Genomic DNA, 17,869 nt, shown 5'->3' with positions numbered 1-17,869 from the left:
CCTGGTGTACGTTAGGAGGCTGGCGAATCCGCGGGTCAACTTGGGTCATCGGGTATCCAGGAGATAGGTCGAGCGCATGGCCGTGACCAGCGGACGACGGTCGGGGCGGGGACATCCTGCAGATGAGGAGCTGGGTCGGGTGACACGCGAATCGGGAGGCATGGCGAGCAGTGACGAGGTGGAAGTCGACGAGTCGCCGAGGCGGCTCGACGCCATCCTCCGCGCCCTCCCCGAGTCGGAGCTCCGGGGCCTCATCGCGCGGATGGGGATCCGCATCGACGCCGCGAAGCGCATCGACGCGCCCTCGCAGGCCGCGCGCGCGCTGGTCGGCCTGCCCGACGTGCGCGATCCCTCGCGGCTCCCGACGGCCAGCCGCGAGCTGCTCCATCGCATCGCGGAGGCGGGCGGCGTGCTCGTCGTTCCCTCGCTCCCGGCGGGGCTCGAGCCGCTCATCGCCCGCGGCGTCGTCTACGCGCGCAAGACCGACGAGGGCATCGAGCTCGTCCTGCCGGCGGCGTTCCTCGTCCAGCTGAAGAGCTGGGAGAGCGAGGACCCCCGGGCGATCCGGGCGTTGCTCGCGCAGGCGCCGTTCGAGACGATGAGCGCCATCGCCACGCACTACCTCGGCCGACCGGCGACGCCGCCGATCGCGCTGTCCCTCGAGATCGCGTGGGAGACGCTGAGCGACCCGGACCGGCTCCGCGCGGAGATCGACCGCCTCGCGCCGGTCGAGCGCCGCCTGCTCGAGGCCATCGAGTCGGTCGGCGGCGAGGTCGACACGCAGGAGCTGCTCGATCTGGAGCGGGAGCCGATGCGCCTGCGCAGCGCGAGCGGGGTGACGGCGAGCCGGAGGGGCGCCGGGTTCGCGCTCGAGCGCCGCGCCTTCCTCATCCCGATCCACCCGAACCGCCACGTCGTCCCGACCGAGGTGGCCGCCATCGTCGGCGCGGATCGCCGGCGGATGCGCGAGAAGCGGCGGGAGCAGATCCGCTCGTTCGTCATCGAGGAGGATCACGCCCCGCGCCGCGCTCGGTTCGCCTCGGATCCCGGGATGCTCGCGCTGGCGCTCGCGTACTGCGTGCGCGAGCCGGGCAGCGACGTGCGCCCCGGCGTCGGGACGCCGCGCTCGTTGCTCGTGCGGCTCGCGCAGCGCTTCGGTCGGGACGTCGAGAGCGTGGCGCTCGTCGCCGCGCTCTCGCGCGCGGTCGGGCTCTGGGACGCGTCGGCCGCCTCTCCGGCCACGCCGCCCGGCTCGCTCCAGGTGCAGGAGCTGACGCCGCTCCTGTTCACGACGTGGCGCCGCGGCGGCGCGTGGGACGAGGCGCGGGCCGAGCGGGAGGTGCTCCGGGTCGCGTCCGACAGCCGCGACGCGAGCCCCATCGGCGCCCTCCGCGAGATGGTGCTCGACGCGCTGCACGACCTCGGCGAGGGGCGCTGGGTCCCCTGGCAGTCGCTGCAGGGCTACCTCGCGGCCGACGAGCGGATCGCCGGCGTCGAGCGGCTGGTCCGCCGCTGGGCCGAGCGCGCCTCGGTCGAGGCGCCCGAGGTCCCCGACATCACGCGGCGGATCGCGCTCGAGTCGTTGCCGGCGCTCGGGATCATCGATCTCGGCGGGTCCGAGGACGTGGCGAGCGCCGATCTGGCGCTCCGGCTGACGCCGCGCGGGCGGGCGTTGCTCGCGGGCGCCGCGCCGAGCTCGGACAACAGCAAGAGCAAGTTCGTGGAGGCCCACGCGCTGCGCATCGGCGCGAGCGCCAAGGTCTCGTCCGTGCTCGGGCTCTCGGCGTTCGCCGAGATCGGGCGCGTCGGCGACCAGGTCGATCTGCTGCTCACGCCGCCGTCGATCGCGCGCGCCCTCTCGGTGGGCCTCGACAGCGATGCCCTGCGCGCGCGCATCGAGGCGGTCGCGCCGCTGCCGGACACCATCTCGCGCATGCTCATCCAGGCGAGCGTCGTCCTCGGCAAGGCGAGCTTCGTCGGCGCCTCCGGCTTCCTCTGGATCGAGGACCCGGAGATCCGCGAGCTGCTCCGCACGCGGCGGCCGGCCGCCGAGATGTTCGTCGATCCCTCGCCGCCCGCAGGCCTGCTGATCGAGGCCGGGGTCGACCTGGAGCGGCTGATCCGTCGCTGCCGGGCGCTCGGCGTCGAGATCGAGGCCGATCTCGGCAACCTCAAGGCGACGCGGCAGACGCCGGTGCACGGCACCGAGGGGCCGCATCGGACCTCCTCGACGGCGAACCTGCGACGGTCCAGGACTCCGCCGGCACGTACCCGCTGAGCCCGCTGTCCACCGGCGTCGCGGGGCGCCGCGCGCGGGAGGGCCGTCGGGTACGCACGCGGGTTCGGCGCGCGCAGGATCCAGGGGAGGGCAGCGTACGCAGGCCGTGCTGGCGCTGCGCCAGGAGCGCAGGTCGGCCTCTAGCGGCGCCTTCTTCCTTACGCCCTCGCGCGCTCGTCCCGCGTGACGTGGGGTTCGCGACGCTTTGTATTCCTGCGGCGTGAGGGGAATCGCCTCGAAGAAGCGCGACGTGTATACCTTAACTCGATGGCGCACTCCTCTGGTGAGCCGGACTCGCCCCAAGGAGAGGACTCGGTCGGCCCGGAGACGGCTGCGTTTCCGCTCGGCGGTGGGGAATCCAGGGCTGACAACGTCTACACGATCGCGCCTGGCACCGTCATTGCGCGCAAGTACCGCGTCGAGCGCACGATCGGCCGCGGGGGCATGGGCCTCGTGGTCGAGGCGCTGCACCTCGACCTCGATACACGCGTCGCGATCAAGTTCCTGCTGCCGGAGTTCATGTCGTACACGGAGGCGGCGGAGCGGTTCATGCGCGAGGCGCGCACCGTCGCCAAGCTGCAGACGCCGCACGTCGTGCGGGTGCTCGACGTGGCCGCCCTGGAGAGCGGCGAGCCGTACATGGTGATGGAGCTGCTCGACGGCGAGGACCTCGCGTGCCACGCCGCCGAGGCGGGCACGCTCGCGATCGGCGAGTGCATCGATCACATCGTCCAGGCGTGCGAGGCGCTCGCGGAGGCGCACTCGCTCGGGATCGTCCACCGCGACTTGAAGCCGGCCAACCTGTTCCTGACGAGGCGCCCCGACGGCGCGTCGTTCGTCAAGGTGCTCGACTTCGGCGTCTCGAAGATCCTCACCGGCGACACCGGCAACGTCTCGCTCACGCAGACGACCACGATCCTCGGGTCGGCGCTGTACATGTCGCCCGAGCAGATGCGCTCGTCGAAGAGCGTCGATCCCCGCACCGACATCTACGCGCTCGGCGTGTGTCTCTTCGAGATCATCGGCGGCCGGCCGCCGTATATCGCCGACAGCTTCCCGGAGCTGTGCGCGAAGATCTACACCTCGCCGCCCGAGCCGCTCCAGGATCTCCGCCCGGAGGTGCCGGAGGGGCTCGTCGAGGTGATCGAGAGGTCGATCGCGCGCGAGCCGGAGGATCGCTTCCAGTCGATCGCGGAGTTCGTGCAGGCGCTCGCGCCGTACGCCGCGCCGAGCACGCGCGCGACCATCGCCGGGATCCTCCGCCAGCACGCCGCGGAGCTCGACCTGCCTCCGCCGGCGTCTCGCGGGGCGCTGTCGAGATCCTTGGCCCGCACGTCGCGCAGGAGCAGCGGCGGCCTCTCGGTGAGCGAGAGGGGCGCGCGCACCACCGGCGCTGCGCCGCTGGGCGAGGACGAGGCCCCGCGCCGCGGGCGCCCGCTGCTCTACGTGGCCGTGGGGGCCGTCGCCGTCGCGGTGGGCGCGTGGGGCGCGCTCCAGTTCCAGCGCAGCCGGCTCGCCGTGGGAGAGATCGACGCGACCAGCCCGGCGCCGGCCGCTTCGGCGCCGAGCGAGGCCGCGGCGCCGGCCGAGCAGGCGGGGCCGGCATCCCAGGCGCCGGGCGCGGCGGTCGCGAGCCCGGGCGTCGCCCCCGCGAGCGAGGCAGCGAACACCGACGCGGGCGCGGCGGACGCGGGCGCGGCGGACGCGGGCGCGGTGGACGCGGGCGCGGTGGACGCGGGCGCGGTGGACGCGGAGGCCGACGTGAGCGCCAGCCCGGCCGGGCCCTTGGCGGGTGGTGAGACCGGCGCGAAGGCCGCGAGCACGAGCGCGCCGAGCGCCGGACGTGGCAAGCCGCCGCGCTCGAGCGCAGGCGGACGAGGGCGCACGCAAGGCGCGGGGAGGAGCTCGCCGGCTCCCTCCGAGGAGGTCGAGCCGCCGCGCACGGTCGTCGCGCCGACCGTGAACAGCGATCTCTCGCTGGAGACGTGCACTGCGACGATGCCGGACGGCACCAAGAAGGTGGTCCCCTGCAAATGATGCACGGCGCGGCCGCGCGCGATCCGATCACGGCGGCAGCGCGGCCGGATCGTTCAGGATCGCGCCGGTGAAGCTCGGGCGCAGGTAGAAGCCGCGCGGCAGCGCGGAGATGAGCTCGCCGTCGCGCCCGAACGCGAGCGTCCGCGAGCGCCCGCTCGCGGCCTTCGGCCGCACCTGGAGCCAGCGCCCGGCGTGCGCGGTGAGGGCCTCGACGGCGCCGATGCCGATGAGCCCCATGAGGTCCTCGAAATCCGCGCGGAGGACGCGCTCCTGGGGCGCGGTGGGACGCCATAACCGTGGGGCGCCCAGCCGCCGTTCCTCGCTCGGCCGGCCCGGGGCAGCGACGATCGGGACCCAGAGCACATGGGCGAGCTTGGCGCGCGCCCGCGACGTCTCCCACTCGGCGCGATCGGCGTCCGAGAGCGATATCGAGCAGACGAACGTCGACTCCTGCGGCGCGCCGGCCGGATCGACGGGGATCGTCTTGAGCTCGATTCCAAGGTGAGGGAAGTCGGGAGTGGACGCCGAGCCTGCCGTGGCGCCGAGCGCCCGCTCGACGAGCGTGCCGGCCAACCCTTTGGTGCGCGCGCCGCCGCGGGGCACGGCGCACCCGAGCGCGCGGGCGAGGTCCGCCAGGGTCTGGCCGGCGAGCGCGGCCGCGCGCCGCCGGAGCTCGGCCTCATCGCGAGGCGGTTCCAGGAGAGGAGTCAATCCGGTCGGCCTTAGAGCATCGGGCGACGAGACTCCAGCGCTCGAGGCTCCGCTGGACGCACGGACGCGCTCCGACGAGCTGCCGCGAGCTCCGCCGGACGCGCTCCGACGAGCTGCCGCGAGCTCCGCCGGACGCGCTCCGACGAGCTGCCGCGAGCTCCGCCGGACGCGCTCCGACGAGCTGCCGCAGGCTCCGTCGGACGAACCGCCGCGTGGTCCGAGTCGTCGATCGAGCTCGCCCGAAATACTGGGTGCTCCTCCCTCTCCCTGGACTCGGAAAGCTCGGGCCGCTCGTGATGTCCGTCAGGCCGCGCCTCGCACCGTCAAGGGATAGGTTGGCCGCCGGGATGCGCCGAGACGTCGATCCAATCGAGCAGCGCTGACCCGGGGGCCATGGCGGCCTGATACGCGGCCCCCCGAACGCGCCGCCGAGAAACAGCGTACCGCCGAAATCCCTCGTCGCGTCGACAGGATTTCAAGGAAAGGGGCGTCAGGGATTTCCTGGTTGGCTGTTTCCTGGTCCCGGGAGAGCGCGCCTCGGGGCGTGCTCGCTGTCGAGGTCGAGCGGCCACCGCAGGTCGGCGAGCTGACCGGTGAGGCGGAGGAGCATCTCGCGGAGGGACGATGCTGTCGCGCGGTCCTGTGGGTTGTGTCGCAAGCAGGCAAACAGGAACGCCGCGATGTCCGCTGTCCTCGGGTGGTCAGCGAGCCGCTTGACCGGCGCGGGGAGGCCGTCGTGCGTGACGTGCGCCGTGATGAGCGCAACCTCGGTGGGCGCGTCGAACAGCGTCCTCCCCGTGAGGACCTCGTAGGCGAGGCAGCCGAAGCTGTAGATGTCGGCCGTGAGCGGGGTCGGGGTGGCGCCCGGCGGAACGACGCCCCAGATCTCCGGGGCGCCGTAGCAGCCCGTGGCGCAGCCAGGGCGGATGTGGCGCCCTGCCAGGCCGAAGTCGACGAGCACGGGCTCGCGCCCCCCGCGCAGGATCACGTTGGTCGGCTTGATGTCGAGGTGGCCCACGCCCGCGGCGTGCATGGCCTCCAGGCCGGCAAGGATGCCGTCCAGGAGCGCCACCGCGCTGCGCGAGGTGAGGCCGCGCGCGTCGAGCAGCTGGTCGCAGCGGACGCCCTCGATGAGCTCCATCACGAGGATCGGCTTGGGGCGGGCGCCCGCGTCGAACGTGACGAAGCGGGCGAGGTTCGGGTGGTCGGGCAACGAGAGGAGCGCGCCCGCCTCCTCCCGGAACAGGCGGAGGAAGTCGGCCTCCGAGACGCTCCGGGCCGCGGTGTGATCGTACTCCGGCACCTTGAGGGCGAAGCGCTCCGCGGAGGGATCGTGCCGCTCCTCCGTGCGGGTGACGACGAACACCGTCCCCAGCGAGCCGCCGCCGAGCTGGCGGTGCACGTAGAAGCCGCCGAGCGTGCGCCGGCTCGGCAGCCACGCGGGCAGCGGTTGCTCGGGCAGGGTGACGCGGCCCGGCGCGCTCGGGCGCCGCGCCGGGAGCCCTGCGACGCGCGGCGCGACGAGCGCGATCACGTCGGCGAGCGCGCCCGGGATGCCCGCGCGCGCCGCCGAGACGAGCGCCTCGACGGCCGCGGCGAGGCGCGGCTCCGCGCCGTCGTCGTCCTGCTGGAGCGCCACCTCGATGGCGAGGCGCAGCGGCTCGGTCGCGCCGGAGGCCACGAAGGCGGGGTGCTCTCCGCATCGCCGGCGGGCGCCGGCGGTCAGCTGCGCGAGGCGCGCGAGGGCGTCCTCCAGGGCGGCGAGCGGCGAGGCGTCCGCGTCGCCGTCGCCCGCCGCGGTCAGCGCGCTGAGCGAGCGCGCCCCGTTCACCGCCGCGAGCGCGCGGGCGAGGCGGGCGAGCGCGCTGCGCACGATCTCGGTGCGCTGCGACGCGCCCGCCGGCAGCGCGGTGACGAGCTCGTCGAGGGCGGCGATGCGCGCGAGCGCCACGCGCGCGCGCTCGGCCTCGGCGAGCTCCGCGTCGAGCGCGGGCTGCCTCGACGTCCGGCGCGACGCGACCGCGTCGCCATCTCTGCCGTCCCTCGCGCCCGCGCGGTCCTCGCGCCCGCCGCGCGCGAACCGCGCGTAGGCGCGCAGCAGCTGCGCGACGTCCGGGTGCATGCTGGCCTCGCCGAGCACCTCGAGATCGTCGGGGGCGCCGCCGCGCATCGCGGCGTGCAGGAAGATGTCGGCCGCGTCGGCGGCCCCCTCGCGTACGAGCGCGTCGAGGCCGCGGGCCACGGACGCGGCGATGGCGCGCCGGAGCGACGAGCCGCGGTCGGCGCGCAGCCGCTCGAGCAGCGAGCCGATGGCGCCCGTCCAGCGGGCGAGGACGCGCGCCTTGCGCTCGGGCTCGCCGCTGAAGTCGGTGCTCTCGCCGTCGATCAGGCGGAGCAGCGCGCGGAGGTTGCGCTGGTGCACGGTCACGTGCAGCGGCGTCGCCGCGCTCGCCCGCGCGGCGGAGCCCTCGGCGCGGAGCAGCCAGCGGGCGAGCCGCTCGTCGAGCTCGTCCAGGGACGCGACGCCGGTCGAGTCCTCGCTCGGCCGGCGGTTCAGGAGGAGCAGGCTCTTCAGCACGCCGGAGCCGAGCAGATCGGCGTCGAGCTCGCGCACGAGCCCCACCGCGGCGCTCCGCGCGGCGACGCTCTGCGCGTCGTCGAGATCGCCGAGCTCGATCTCCTCGAGCGCGCCCACGGCCTCGGCCGCGAGGGCGTACGCCTCGAGGGCCCGGCCGTGCGCCTCGCGCGGGCCGCTCTCGACGAACGCGGCGACGGCGCCGTCGAGCGCGCCGCGCAGCAGCGCGACCCCGGCGCCATCCATCGAGAGATCGCGGTGGATGGCGCGCGCGAGCGCGGCGAGGCCGTCGTCGCGGACGTGCGCGCTGGGCGGCGCGTCGAGCGCCTCCTCGAGCGCGCGGGCGCACTGCGCCGCGGCGCGCGCGCCGAACGGCTCGCCGCGGACCGCGAGGGCGCGCAGGTCGCGCCGGAGCTCGACGATCGCCTCGGCCGCGGCCATCGGGGACGTGCGCGCGATCTCGTCGAGCAGCTCCTCGGCCGCCTCGGGCTCGGCGTCCGCCGCGACGGGGAGGGCCCACGCCATCGCCGTGGCGATGCCCGGATCCCGCGCGAGCAGCGGGCCGCCGAGGAGCTCCACGGCGCGGCGGAGCGCGCCGTCCGGGTCGACCGCGACGCTCGCGGCGAGCGACGCGGCGCCGCGCCGCCACTCGGTGGGGGACAGATCCTCCGCGAGCAGCGAGCGCACCTCCTCGGCGAAGTCGGGCAGCGCCCCCGCGAGCAGGCCGCGCGCCGCGGCGATGTGGCGCCAGACGAGCGGCTCGCGATCGGCGAGGAGCGTCTGCCAGGCGAGGGCGATCCCGTCGGCGCTGCGGTCGAGCTCGCGCCTCCGCCCGTCGCTGACGTTGCGGAAGAGCCGCAGCGGGAGATCGTCGCCCTGCATGGCTCGGCGCGTCGCCTCGCGGGCGGCGCGCTCGAGGAGGCGCGCGGCGAGGCGGCGCTCCGGGAGCGAGCCGGTCGAGGGCGCCGCGATCCAGTCGCGCGACAGCTCGCGGCGTGAGGCGAGGAGGAGGGCGAGCGGATCGACCGGGATGTCGGTGCCGGTGGGGAGCCAGAGCGACAGCGTGACGCGGGCGCGGATCCCCGCCCCGGAGAGGCCGCGCGCCGAGCCGGCGGCCATGCGCGTGGCGATGGCGACGAACGTCGCGGCGTTGCCGGCGTAGAGCTGCCCGAGCACGCGCCGCCCGAGCTCTCGCCGCTCGGGGCCGAGCGGGAGCGCTCCGGCGATCTCGTAGAGCGCCACGCCCGCCGCGGCCGGCGCGAGCCAGCTCAGGTCGTCGAGCAGCCCGTCGGCCATGGCGGTCTGGACGCTCCGCAGGAGCCCCTCGGGGCTGAGGGTGTCGAGCGGTGCCGGTCCGTCGAGCGCGTCGACGAGGGCGATCGAGGCGACCGTCTGCCGGAAGAGCGCGCGCCGGACGTTCGGGTCGTCGTGAGACGTGAGATCGACGAGCCCTTCGAGGTGGTCCGCGCGCGGTCGCATCGGGAGGTTGCGCAGTCTAGCGCGACGGCGCGCTGGCCCCCCTCCCGCGCCGCAGCAATCCTCGCGCATCATGGAAACTCCGACCGATCCGGCTCCGACACGACGCGCGCGCCGCTCCACCTGGCTCCGCGTGCGCCACCTTCTCCTACGATGATCCGATCTGCCGGGGGGCGCGCCTCGGGCGAGGCGATTCCCGGTGGTCCGGGGTGACCACGGCGTGCGCGCGCCAGGGCAGCCCGCGCCGGGGTCGCTCGATTCGCGCGGGCGCGCTCGGTCCCGGCCGTCCGTCCGGCCGTCCGGCGAAGGCCCGCTGCGCGCACCGGATCGCCGAGGTGGCGGGTCGCCGAGGTGGCGCCGCTCGCTCGCCGAGGACGCAATCCGCTCGACCCGCGCGCCGCGCGGCACGCATGGGTCCGGTGGAAGCGGCCCGCGAGGTGAGTTAATCGGGAGCACGCGCGGCGCGCCGCGCTCGGCGCGCCGCGCTCGCCGCGCGGCGCTGTCCGTCGTGCGCTGCCGCCACCGGAGAGATGGAATGCGACCCGATGCGGAGAAGGGCTCCTCGTTCGACCTCGACGCGCTGCGCGCGGCGTACTCGCGCTCCCTCGCGCCCGCGCCCGACGGCGCGCCGCGCATCCTGCTCACGGGCCATTCCCACCAGGCCTGGCCCGACGTCGCGCGCGACGCGCTCGCCGCGTGCTTCGACGACGCCGCGCGGCTCGTCGACGGGAAGTGGGACGCGGTGGTGCTCCCGAAGCTCTCGGCGGTCGGCGAGGCGATCCTGGAGCGGATGGGCTTCGATCGCGGCGACGCCATCGCGTTCGGCCAGAACACGCACGAGCTCGTCTTCCGGCTGATCACGGCGTTGCCGCGGCGCGAGCGGCAGCGGATCGTCACCACCCAGGGCGAGTTCCACTCGCTGCGGCGCCAGCTCGCGCGCCTCGCCGAGGAGGGCGTCGAGGTCGTGTGGGTGAGCGTCGAGCCGCGCGCCACGCTCGCCGATCGGCTGCTCGCCGCGCTCACGCCGGGCACCTCGATGCTCGCGGTGTCGGCCGTGCTCTTCGAGAGCGCGACCGTGGTGCCGCGGCTCGACGAGATCGTGGCGCGCGCGGTCGAGGTCGGCGCCGTCCCGCTCGTCGACGCCTATCACGCCTTCAACGTCGTCCCGATCGCGTGGGGGCGCGCGGCGCCTCACGTGTTCGCGACGGCGGGCGGCTACAAGTACGCGGCCATGGGCGAGGGGATCTGCTGGCTGCGCGTCCCGCGCGACTGCGCGCTGCGCCCGGTGTTCACCGGGTGGTTCGCCGACTTCGGGTCGCTCTCGAGCGGCGACGGGACGGTCGCGTACGCGCCGGGGGGCGCGCGCTTCGCAGGCGCCACGTTCGACCCCTCGGCGCTCTACCGCGCCGCCGCGGCGCTCGAGCACTGGGAGCGCTTCGGCCTCACGGTCCCGCGGCTGCGCGCGATCTCGCTCCGGCAGACCGGGCGCATCCTCGATCACCTCGACGCCGCCGGCCTCGGCGACGACGTCGTCTCGCCGCGCGAGCCGGAGCGGCGCGCCGGCTTCGTCGCCGTCCGCTCCTCGACCGCCGGCGACGTCGTCGAGCGCCTCCGGGCCCGGCGCGTGCTCGTCGACGCGCGGCGCGACGTGCTCCGCGTCGGCCCTGCGCCGTACCTCACGGACGCCGAGATCGACCAGGGCGTCGCGGCCATCGTCGACGAGCTGCGCCGCTAGCGCGGGCCGCGGCCCGCGCGCTCAGGGGTCGCCGTGCACGCGCGGCGCCTCGGGGTACAGCGGCCGGAGCCCGCGCCACGCGACGTCGATCGCGCTCTCCGCGGGCTCGGCGAGGTCCCACTCCAGGTACAGCTTGTCGCCGTCGTGGCAACCGAAGCTCGTGGAGATGCAGAGCAGCGGCTCGCGCTCGACGGCGTAGCCCGCGCGCGCGACGTCGTGGCCATAGACCGCCACGCGAGCGTCCGGATCGAGCGCGCGCAGGAAGGCGTAGGCGCGCTCGCTGGAGGTGGTCCTCGCCCAGAGCAGCGCGCCGAGCGTCCCGTGCAGGGTCATCTCCGCGAGCGGCACGTCGAGGAAGCCGTCGAGCGGGAGCCGATCGAGGTCGTGCCGGCTCTGGATCTGCGCGTGCGGCGCCGCGTGGAGCATCACCAGCCGGGCCGCGCGCGCGACCGCGACGAACGGCCACCCGCGGAACCAGCTCCGCATGGCCAGGGTCTCCTCCGGACCGAGGAGATCCTCGAGCCGCTGCGCCTCGTCCGGGAAGAACTTCGCCACCACGGGCCCACCCACATGCGCGTGCTCGTGGTTGCCGAGCAGGTAATGGACCCTCCCGGGGTGGCGATCGGCGAGATCTTTCGCCTTTTTCAGCAATGTCACGGAGTCGCCCCGGTAAAACGAGCCCAGGTAGTCGGGCCATTCACTCTCGTCGAGCTCCGGGCCGTGGACGAGGTCGCCTGTTATCACGAGCACCGCGCCGTCACGACCGGCCGCCGCCTGCTCGAAGACGTCGGCGATTCGCTCGAAGTCCGCGACATTGCCCTGAAAGTCGGTGGCGACGATCAATCTGCCCCGCTCAGGGAGGTCGACGACACGCTGCACGTCTCCAGCATAGCCGAACGCCCCTGGTTCGCCTCGCGCGAACGCCGGCGCAGCGGTCGTCGTCGGCCGGCTGCTGCGTCGTGCTTGCACTCCGCCAGATCGTCCATGATTGTTGTAATCGTGCAGCGGTGCTGTCCCTTGGCGCCGCTTCTCGCCCGGGCTAGGCTCCATCGCAGCATGAAAAACAGGAATCTTTCAGCGTGGGTCGACGAGGTCGCGCAGCAGACGCGGCCCGACCGGGTCGTCTTCTGCGACGGCTCGGAGGAGGAGAACCGGACGCTGATCCAGGGGATGCTGGGCGATGGGACGCTCATCGCGCTCAACGGAGAGAGGTACCCGAACTGCTATCTTCACCGGAGCGATCCGACCGACGTCGCCCGGACTGAGCACCTCACGTTCATCTGCAGTCGCGATAAAGAGGACGCCGGCCCGACGAACAACTGGATGTCGCCGGACGAGGCCACGCGGAAGGTGGGGCGGCTGTTCGACGGGGCGATGAAGGGGCGGACGATGTACGTCGTGCCTTACCTCATGGGTCCGGTGGGCTCTCCGTCGGCGAAGGTCGGAGTCGAGATCACCGACAGCCCCTATGTCGTGGCGAATATGCGGATCATGACGCGGATGGGGAAGGTCGCGCTCGACGCGCTGGGCGGCTCCGACGACTACTGCCGCGGGCTGCACTCGCTCGGGGATCTCAGCCCCGAGCGCCGCTTCGTCTGCCATTTCCCCGCGGAGCGGCTCATCTGGAGCATCGGCTCGGGCTACGGGGGCAACGCGCTGCTCGGGAAGAAGTGCTTCGCGCTGCGCATCGCGAGCACCATGGCCCGCGACGAGGGGTGGTTCGCGGAGCACATGCTCATCCTCGGCCTGGAGGACCCCGAGGGCCGGGTGACGTACGTCTGCGCGGCGTTCCCCAGCGCGTGCGGGAAGACGAACCTCGCGATGCTCGTGCCGCCCGCCTCGCAGAAGGGCTGGAAGGTGTGGACGGTCGGCGACGACATCGCCTGGCTGCGAATCGGCCCGGATGGCCGGCTCTGGGCGATCAACCCCGAGGCCGGCTTCTTCGGCGTGGCGCCGGGGACGAGCTCGAGGACGAACCCGAACGCCCTGGCGACGCTGTCCAGGAACTCGATCTTCACGAACGTCGCGCTCACGCCCGAGGGCACGCCGTGGTGGGAGGGCTTCGACGGTCCGGTGCCGCCGGTGCTCACCGACTGGCGCGGCAACCGTTGGACGCCGGACAGCAAGGAGCCCGCGGCGCACCCGAACAGCCGCTTCACGTCGCCCGCGAGGCAGTGCCCCTCCATCTCGCCGGAGTTCGACGCGCCCGGGGGCGTGCCGATCTCGGCGATCATCTTCGGCGGCCGTCGCGCGCGGCTCGCGCCGCTCGTCTACGAGGCGCGCGACTGGACGCACGGGGTCTACCTGGGCGCGACCATGGCCTCGGAGACGACCGCGGCCGCGACCGGCAAGGTGGGCGTCGTCCGCCGTGACCCGATGGCGATGCGCCCCTTCTGCGGATACAACATGGGCGACTACTTCCGGCACTGGATCGAGCTCGGCGCGAACCGCCCTGCGTTCCCCAAGATCTTTCACGTGAACTGGTTCCGGCAGGGCGAGTCGGGCAAGTTCCTCTGGCCCGGCTTCGGCGAGAACCTGCGCGTGCTCCGCTGGATCGCCGCGCGCGTGCGCGGGGCGGCGGCGGGGCGCGAGACGCCGCTCGGGACCATGCCCGCGGACGGCGAGCTGGACACGAGCGGCCTCGACGTGAACGACGAAGCGCTGCGCGAGCTCTTCGCCATCGACCGCGAGCCGTGGCTGGAGGAAGCGCGCGACCGCGCGGCGTTCCTGGAGTCGTTCGGGGCGCGCATGCCCGAGGCGCTGCTCCGGCTGAACCAGGATCTCGCGGCCCGGATGCGGGCGTGAGCTAGCGACGTTGTCGCCCAAGTCCGTCCGTGGTTCGTTGCTCGCGGGGCCCGCGCCCCGGCGGGCCACGGCAGGAGGGGCCCGCCGGAGCGCAGGCCCTTCCGCGACGAACCACGGACGAACCTGGGCGAGGCGCTGCTAGCGGCCGTCGCGCGGCTCCACGGCCGCCGCACGGCCCCACGGCCCCCCACCGCCGCCCCACGGCCACACGGCCGCCGGGGTTCCCTGGAAAATCCTCCGACGCGACCGGCGCCCGCCGAGCGCTCGAGAAAATCCCGAGACAACGATCCCCGCCCGAGCCCGGCCAGCCCGAGCTCGGTCAGCCGTGCCCGCCTGCTTTTTGCCAGGACGGTCGGGATTCTCTTGACGCCAGTCTCGGATGGCCCAAACAGTTCATTCAAAGAATTTTGAAAGTTCTATGAGCCCTTCAAGCGACACCGAGCGCCAGGCCGAGTTGCTCGCGGCCGACGCGATCGGGGACGTCATCGAGCACTGGGGCTTCCGCCGGATCCTCGGGCGCATCTGGACGATCCTCTTCATCGCGGGCGACGCCCTGTCGGCCGCGGAGATCGGCGAGCGGCTGCAGGTTTCGTCCGGCGCGATGAGTATGTCGCTGACAGAACTACAAAGGTGGGGTGTAGTACGAAGGGTATGGAAACCGGGCGAGCGGAAGGAGTTCTTCGAGGCCGAGACGGACTTCTGGAAGATGATTTCCAAAGTGTTCGCCGAGCGCGAGCGGCTCATCGCCGACTCCGTGAGGGAGCGGCTCGAGCGGGCCTCCGCGATGCTCGAGGGCCTGCCTCAGACCGACGCCACCCGGTTCCGCCTCGATCGGGTCGAGCGGCTCCTCTCGTTCGTGATCGTCGCGCAGACGGCGCTCGACGGGTTCATCAAGAGCAGGACCGTGGATTTCACGCGGTTCGGAGATCTGGTCCGGTTCCCGATCCGGGCCGTACGGTCCCGGCGAGGCGCCTAGCGGGGCCGTGATTTCGGAGTGCTCGACCGGTCCTTGAACCCCGCGCGGTGCGGGGAGCAGCGATGCGCTCGTGCTTCCAGGGTGGAGATGGGATGACTGCGACTACAACGTTTACTGGGACGGTCCAGCGGAGCGATGTCGTCTCGAGCCTCGGGGGCATGTGCGCTGGGCGCGGGCTCGACGCGCTCGCGGCGCGGCTCACGGAGCTCCGGCGCCTGCTCGACGGGGACCTCGGCGACGTCGAGCGCGAGCTCACGAAGGTCGGGCTGGACGGCGACACGCCGGCGCACCAGAGCGCGCGGCACCTGCTCGGCTTGGGCGGCAAGCGGCTCAGGCCCATCTGCGTCGCGCTGGCCTCCCACATCGGCGGCGGCTTCAACGACGCCGCGCGGACCTTCGCGGTCGCCGTCGAGCTCGTCCACAACGCGACGCTGCTCCACGACGACGTGGTCGACCTCGGCGATCGCCGGCGCGGCGCGGACGCGGCGCGCGTCATCTACGGCAACGCGGCCTCGATCTTCGGCGGCGACTACCTCCTGCTCGACGCGCTCTGCCGCATCCAGGCGGTGGGCATGCCCGACGTGCTCGAGCGGGTGCTCCAGGTGATCAAGGAGATGGTGGTCGCGGAGGCGCTCCAGCTCGCGTCGCGCGGGCGCGTCCGCACGAGCACCAGCGAGTACTTCCAGATCGTCGACGGCAAGACGGCCTCGCTGTTCCGCTGGGCGATGTTCGCGGGCGCGCGCGCGGGCGGCGTGAGCGAGCCGCTCTGCAAGGCGCTCGAGAGCTTCGGCACGAGCCTCGGGGTCGCCTTCCAGCTCGTCGACGACGTCCTCGATTTCGCGGGCGATCCGGAGGCGACCGGCAAGGCGCTCCTCACGGACCTGCGCGAGGGCAAGATGACGTACCCGCTCCTGCTCGCCATGGAGCGCGACCGCGAGCTCACGCCCGCCCTCGAGGCGCACTGCGCGGCGGAGGACACCGCCGTCGAGCCCGAGCTCGGCCGGCGGGTCGCGCAGGTCATGGTCGAGAAGCGGGTCGTGGACGACTGCCTGGAGCTCGCGTCCCGGCTCTGCGGGGACGCGGTGCAGAGCCTCGAGGCGCTCCCGGAGAGCCCGGCCAGGGCGGCGCTGGAGGGGGTCGCGATGTCGACGCCCCGGCGGAGGCGGTGAGCGGCGATGATCATCTCTCGGAATCACCTCGCGGAGGCGGCGGGGGACAAGGCCGGGCTCGCGGGGCGCCCGCGGGCGTCGGCGACGCGCGGAGGCCCTCGATGAGCCAGAAGGTGTCCAGCCGCATCAGCGGCTTCTACAAGCGGTGCCTCGAGGAGCGGCTCCGCACGATCGAGGCGCTCGGCCTGCTCGACGAGGAGGCGATCGCGCACCTCGCGCGCGGCGGCGGGCTGCCGACGGCCGTGGCCGATCGGATGTGCGAGAACGTCATCGCGACGCACGCGCTCCCGCTCGGCGTGGCGCTGAACTTCCGCGTGAACCAGCGCGACGTGCTGGTGCCCATGGCCGTGGAGGAGCCGAGCGTCATCGCCGCCGCGTCGAACGCGGCGCGCATGGTCCGGCTTTCCGGCGGCTTCACGGGGGAGGCGGATCCGCCGATCATGACCGCGCAGGTGCAGCTCGACGACGTGCCGGACGTCGAGGAGGCCGCTGCGCGGCTCGCCGCGTCGCGCGCGAGCCTCCTCGCGGCGGGCGACGCGGCCATCCCGCGGATGGTGGCGCGCGGCGGCGGGTGCCGCGACCTCGAGGTGCGCGTGCTCTCGGCGGAGCTCGGCGTGCTCGTCGTGCACCTCTACGTCGAGGTCGGCGACGCCATGGGCGCGAACCTGGTCGACACCGTGGCCGAGGCGGTCGCGCCGCTCGTGCAGCGCATCGCCGGCGGGACGCTCGGCCTGCGGATCCTCTCGAACCTGACCGTCCGCCGGCTCGTCCGGGTGACGGCCTCCGTCTCCGACGACGCGCTGGGCGGCGCCGAGGTCGCGGTCGGCATCGCGCGGGCGAGCCGCTTCGCGGAGCTCGATCCCTACCGCGCGGCCACGCACAACAAGGGCTTCATGAACGGGCTCGACGCGGCCGCGGTCGCGCTCGGGCAGGACTTCCGCGCGATCGAGGCGGGCGCGCACGCGTACGCGGCGATGAGCGGGCGCTACCGGCCGATCAGCGCGTGGGAGCGCGTCCCCGGCGGGCTCGCGGGTCGCGCGGAGCTGCCGCTCGCGGTCGGCACCGTGGGCGGCTCGACCGAGGTGCACGCCGGCGTGCGCGCGGCGCTGCAGCTCGTCGGGGCGAAGAGCGCGCGCGAGCTCGCCGTGGTGCTGGCCTCCGTCGGGCTCGCGTCGAACCTCGCGGCGCTGCGCGCGCTCGCGAGCGAGGGCATCCAGCGGGGTCACATGCGGCTGCACGAGCGCAAGCGCGCGCTCTCGGCCGCGGCGAGCGACGAGGCGGCGGCGCCCTCGTCGGGCGAGGGCAAGCGGTTCGCGCCGGAGCGGGGCGAGCTGCCCCGCGCGGTGCAGCAGGCGGAGGGCGGGACATGAGCCAGACCGGGCACGAAGGCGCGCCGCGCGAGGGGCGCCGCGCCGGCAGCGGCGAGATGTTCGACGGCATCGCCGAGCGCTACGACCTCTTGAACCGGATCCTCTCGCTGGGGCTCGATCAGGGCTGGCGCCGGCGCGCCGTGCGCGCGCTCGAGCTCTCGCCCGGCGCGACGGTGCTCGACCTGGCGACCGGCACGGGCGACCTGGCGATCGCGATCGCGCGGGCGCACGACGTGAGGGTCATCGGCGTCGACCCGTCGCAGGGGATGCTCGCCGTCGGCCGACGCAAGGTCGAGGCCGCGGGGCTCGCGGGGCGGATCGCGCTCGAGATCGGCGACGCGGAGCAGCTCGGGCTCGGCGACGCGAGCGTCGACGCGATCTCGATGGCCTTCGGGATCCGCAACGTGCCGGATCGCGATCGGGCGCTCCGGGAGATGGCGCGCGTCGCGCGGCCCGGCGGGCGCATCGCCATCCTCGAGCTCAGCGAGCCGCGCGGGGGCCTCATGAGCAAGCTCGCGGGCTTCCACGTCCACACGCTCGTGCCCTTCGTGGGCGGCGCGATCTCCGGGAGAGACGAGTACCGGTACCTGCAGGAGTCGATCGCGAGGTTCCCGCCGCCGGACGAGTTCGCCGAGCGGATGCGCGGGGCGGGGCTCCGCGTGCTCCGCGTGGAGCCGCTGACGCTGGGCGCCGTGTGCCTGTTCGTCGCGACGCCCGAGGGGGCCTGACGTGCCGGC

The 17,869-nt window shown here is 74.0% G+C and carries 11 protein-coding genes; 8 read left to right on the top strand and 3 right to left on the bottom strand.

Translation table 11 applies throughout. The annotated features are described in order from the left end of the window. The first annotated feature begins 160 nt into the window (after positions 1-160). Positions 161-2,278 (top strand): hypothetical protein, encoded by a 2,118-nt coding sequence (locus WMF31_RS23215; RefSeq protein ID WP_436604038.1) that lies wholly within the window; start codon positions 161-163, stop codon positions 2,276-2,278. Positions 2,279-2,545: 267 nt separating this feature from the next. Continuing rightward, positions 2,546-4,315: a serine/threonine-protein kinase gene (locus WMF31_RS23210; protein ID WP_436604037.1), complete on the top strand. Its 1,770-nt coding sequence runs from the start codon at positions 2,546-2,548 to the stop codon at positions 4,313-4,315. Between the two features lie 27 nt (positions 4,316-4,342). On the opposite strand, the gene mutH is transcribed toward WMF31_RS23210, so the two are convergent. Together mutH and WMF31_RS23200 are read right to left on the bottom strand one after the other, a co-directional pair. After that, positions 4,343-5,026 carry a DNA mismatch repair endonuclease MutH gene (gene mutH / locus WMF31_RS23205; protein WP_436604036.1) on the bottom strand — a complete coding sequence of 228 codons (684 nt, stop codon included), beginning with the start codon at positions 5,024-5,026 and terminating at the stop codon, positions 4,343-4,345. Between the two features lie 490 nt (positions 5,027-5,516). Next, complete coding sequence (locus WMF31_RS23200) at positions 5,517-9,080, bottom strand: protein kinase domain-containing protein (protein ID WP_436604035.1); 3,564 nt, start codon at positions 9,078-9,080, stop codon at positions 5,517-5,519. Between the two features lie 532 nt (positions 9,081-9,612). On the opposite strand from WMF31_RS23200, the gene WMF31_RS23195 reads away from it, so the two are divergent. Then, on the top strand, positions 9,613-10,812 hold the full coding sequence (locus tag WMF31_RS23195) for an aminotransferase class V-fold PLP-dependent enzyme (RefSeq protein ID WP_436604034.1): 1,200 nt from the start codon (positions 9,613-9,615) through the stop codon (positions 10,810-10,812). 21 nt (positions 10,813-10,833) lie between these two features. Here WMF31_RS23195 and WMF31_RS23190 read toward each other — a convergent pair whose 3' ends face one another. Further along, the gene (locus tag WMF31_RS23190) at positions 10,834-11,691 is read right to left on the bottom strand and encodes a metallophosphoesterase (protein WP_436604033.1); all 858 of its coding nucleotides are present in this window, start codon (positions 11,689-11,691) and stop codon (positions 10,834-10,836) included. Positions 11,692-11,868: 177 nt separating this feature from the next. Here WMF31_RS23190 and WMF31_RS23185 point away from each other — a divergent pair, with 177 nt between their 5' ends. The 5 genes from WMF31_RS23185 (at position 11,869) to ubiE (ending at position 17,860) form a co-directional block, all read left to right on the top strand. After that, positions 11,869-13,617, top strand: a complete 1,749-nt coding sequence (locus tag WMF31_RS23185) for a phosphoenolpyruvate carboxykinase (GTP) (RefSeq protein ID WP_436604032.1) — start codon at positions 11,869-11,871, stop codon at positions 13,615-13,617. Positions 13,618-14,035: 418 nt separating this feature from the next. Then, a complete protein-coding gene (locus WMF31_RS23180; protein ID WP_129347418.1) occupies positions 14,036-14,593 on the top strand; it encodes a GbsR/MarR family transcriptional regulator in 558 nt (185 codons plus the stop codon). Positions 14,594-14,685: 92 nt separating this feature from the next. Next, positions 14,686-15,762 (top strand): polyprenyl synthetase family protein, encoded by a 1,077-nt coding sequence (locus WMF31_RS23175; RefSeq protein WP_436604031.1) that lies wholly within the window; start codon positions 14,686-14,688, stop codon positions 15,760-15,762. A gap of 101 nt (positions 15,763-15,863) precedes the next feature. Continuing rightward, positions 15,864-17,132: a hydroxymethylglutaryl-CoA reductase, degradative gene (locus WMF31_RS23170; protein WP_436604030.1), complete on the top strand. Its 1,269-nt coding sequence runs from the start codon at positions 15,864-15,866 to the stop codon at positions 17,130-17,132. Beyond that, entirely contained in the window at positions 17,129-17,860 is a 732-nt protein-coding gene (ubiE, locus tag WMF31_RS23165) for a bifunctional demethylmenaquinone methyltransferase/2-methoxy-6-polyprenyl-1,4-benzoquinol methylase UbiE (protein ID WP_436604029.1), read from the top strand. Before WMF31_RS23170 ends, ubiE begins: the two co-directional genes overlap by 4 nt. Positions 17,861-17,869 lie beyond the last annotated feature (9 nt).

The organism is Sorangium sp. So ce1036 (assembly GCF_051369805.1).
In the GTDB taxonomy this organism is placed as follows: domain Bacteria; phylum Myxococcota_A; class Polyangia; order Polyangiales; family Polyangiaceae; genus Sorangium; species Sorangium cellulosum_F.
Note: the sequence above shows the minus strand (reverse complement) of the source record. Positions and strands in the feature narration are given on the sequence as shown.

Bases quoted from the DNA above. Each gene is read 5' to 3' on its own strand.
- WMF31_RS23215 (WP_436604038.1), top strand. From the start codon at position 161: ATGGCGAGCAGTGACGAGGTGGAAGTCGACGAGTCGCCGAGGCGGCTC.
- WMF31_RS23210 (WP_436604037.1), top strand. From the start codon at position 2,546: ATGGCGCACTCCTCTGGTGAGCCGGACTCGCCCCAAGGAGAGGACTCG.
- WMF31_RS23200 (WP_436604035.1), bottom strand. From the start codon at position 9,080: ATGCGACCGCGCGCGGACCACCTCGAAGGGCTCGTCGATCTCACGTCT.
- WMF31_RS23195 (WP_436604034.1), top strand. From the start codon at position 9,613: ATGCGACCCGATGCGGAGAAGGGCTCCTCGTTCGACCTCGACGCGCTG.
- WMF31_RS23185 (WP_436604032.1), top strand. From the start codon at position 11,869: ATGAAAAACAGGAATCTTTCAGCGTGGGTCGACGAGGTCGCGCAGCAG.
- WMF31_RS23180 (WP_129347418.1), top strand. From the start codon at position 14,036: ATGAGCCCTTCAAGCGACACCGAGCGCCAGGCCGAGTTGCTCGCGGCC.
- WMF31_RS23175 (WP_436604031.1), top strand. From the start codon at position 14,686: ATGACTGCGACTACAACGTTTACTGGGACGGTCCAGCGGAGCGATGTC.
- WMF31_RS23170 (WP_436604030.1), top strand. From the start codon at position 15,864: ATGAGCCAGAAGGTGTCCAGCCGCATCAGCGGCTTCTACAAGCGGTGC.
- ubiE (WP_436604029.1), top strand. From the start codon at position 17,129: ATGAGCCAGACCGGGCACGAAGGCGCGCCGCGCGAGGGGCGCCGCGCC.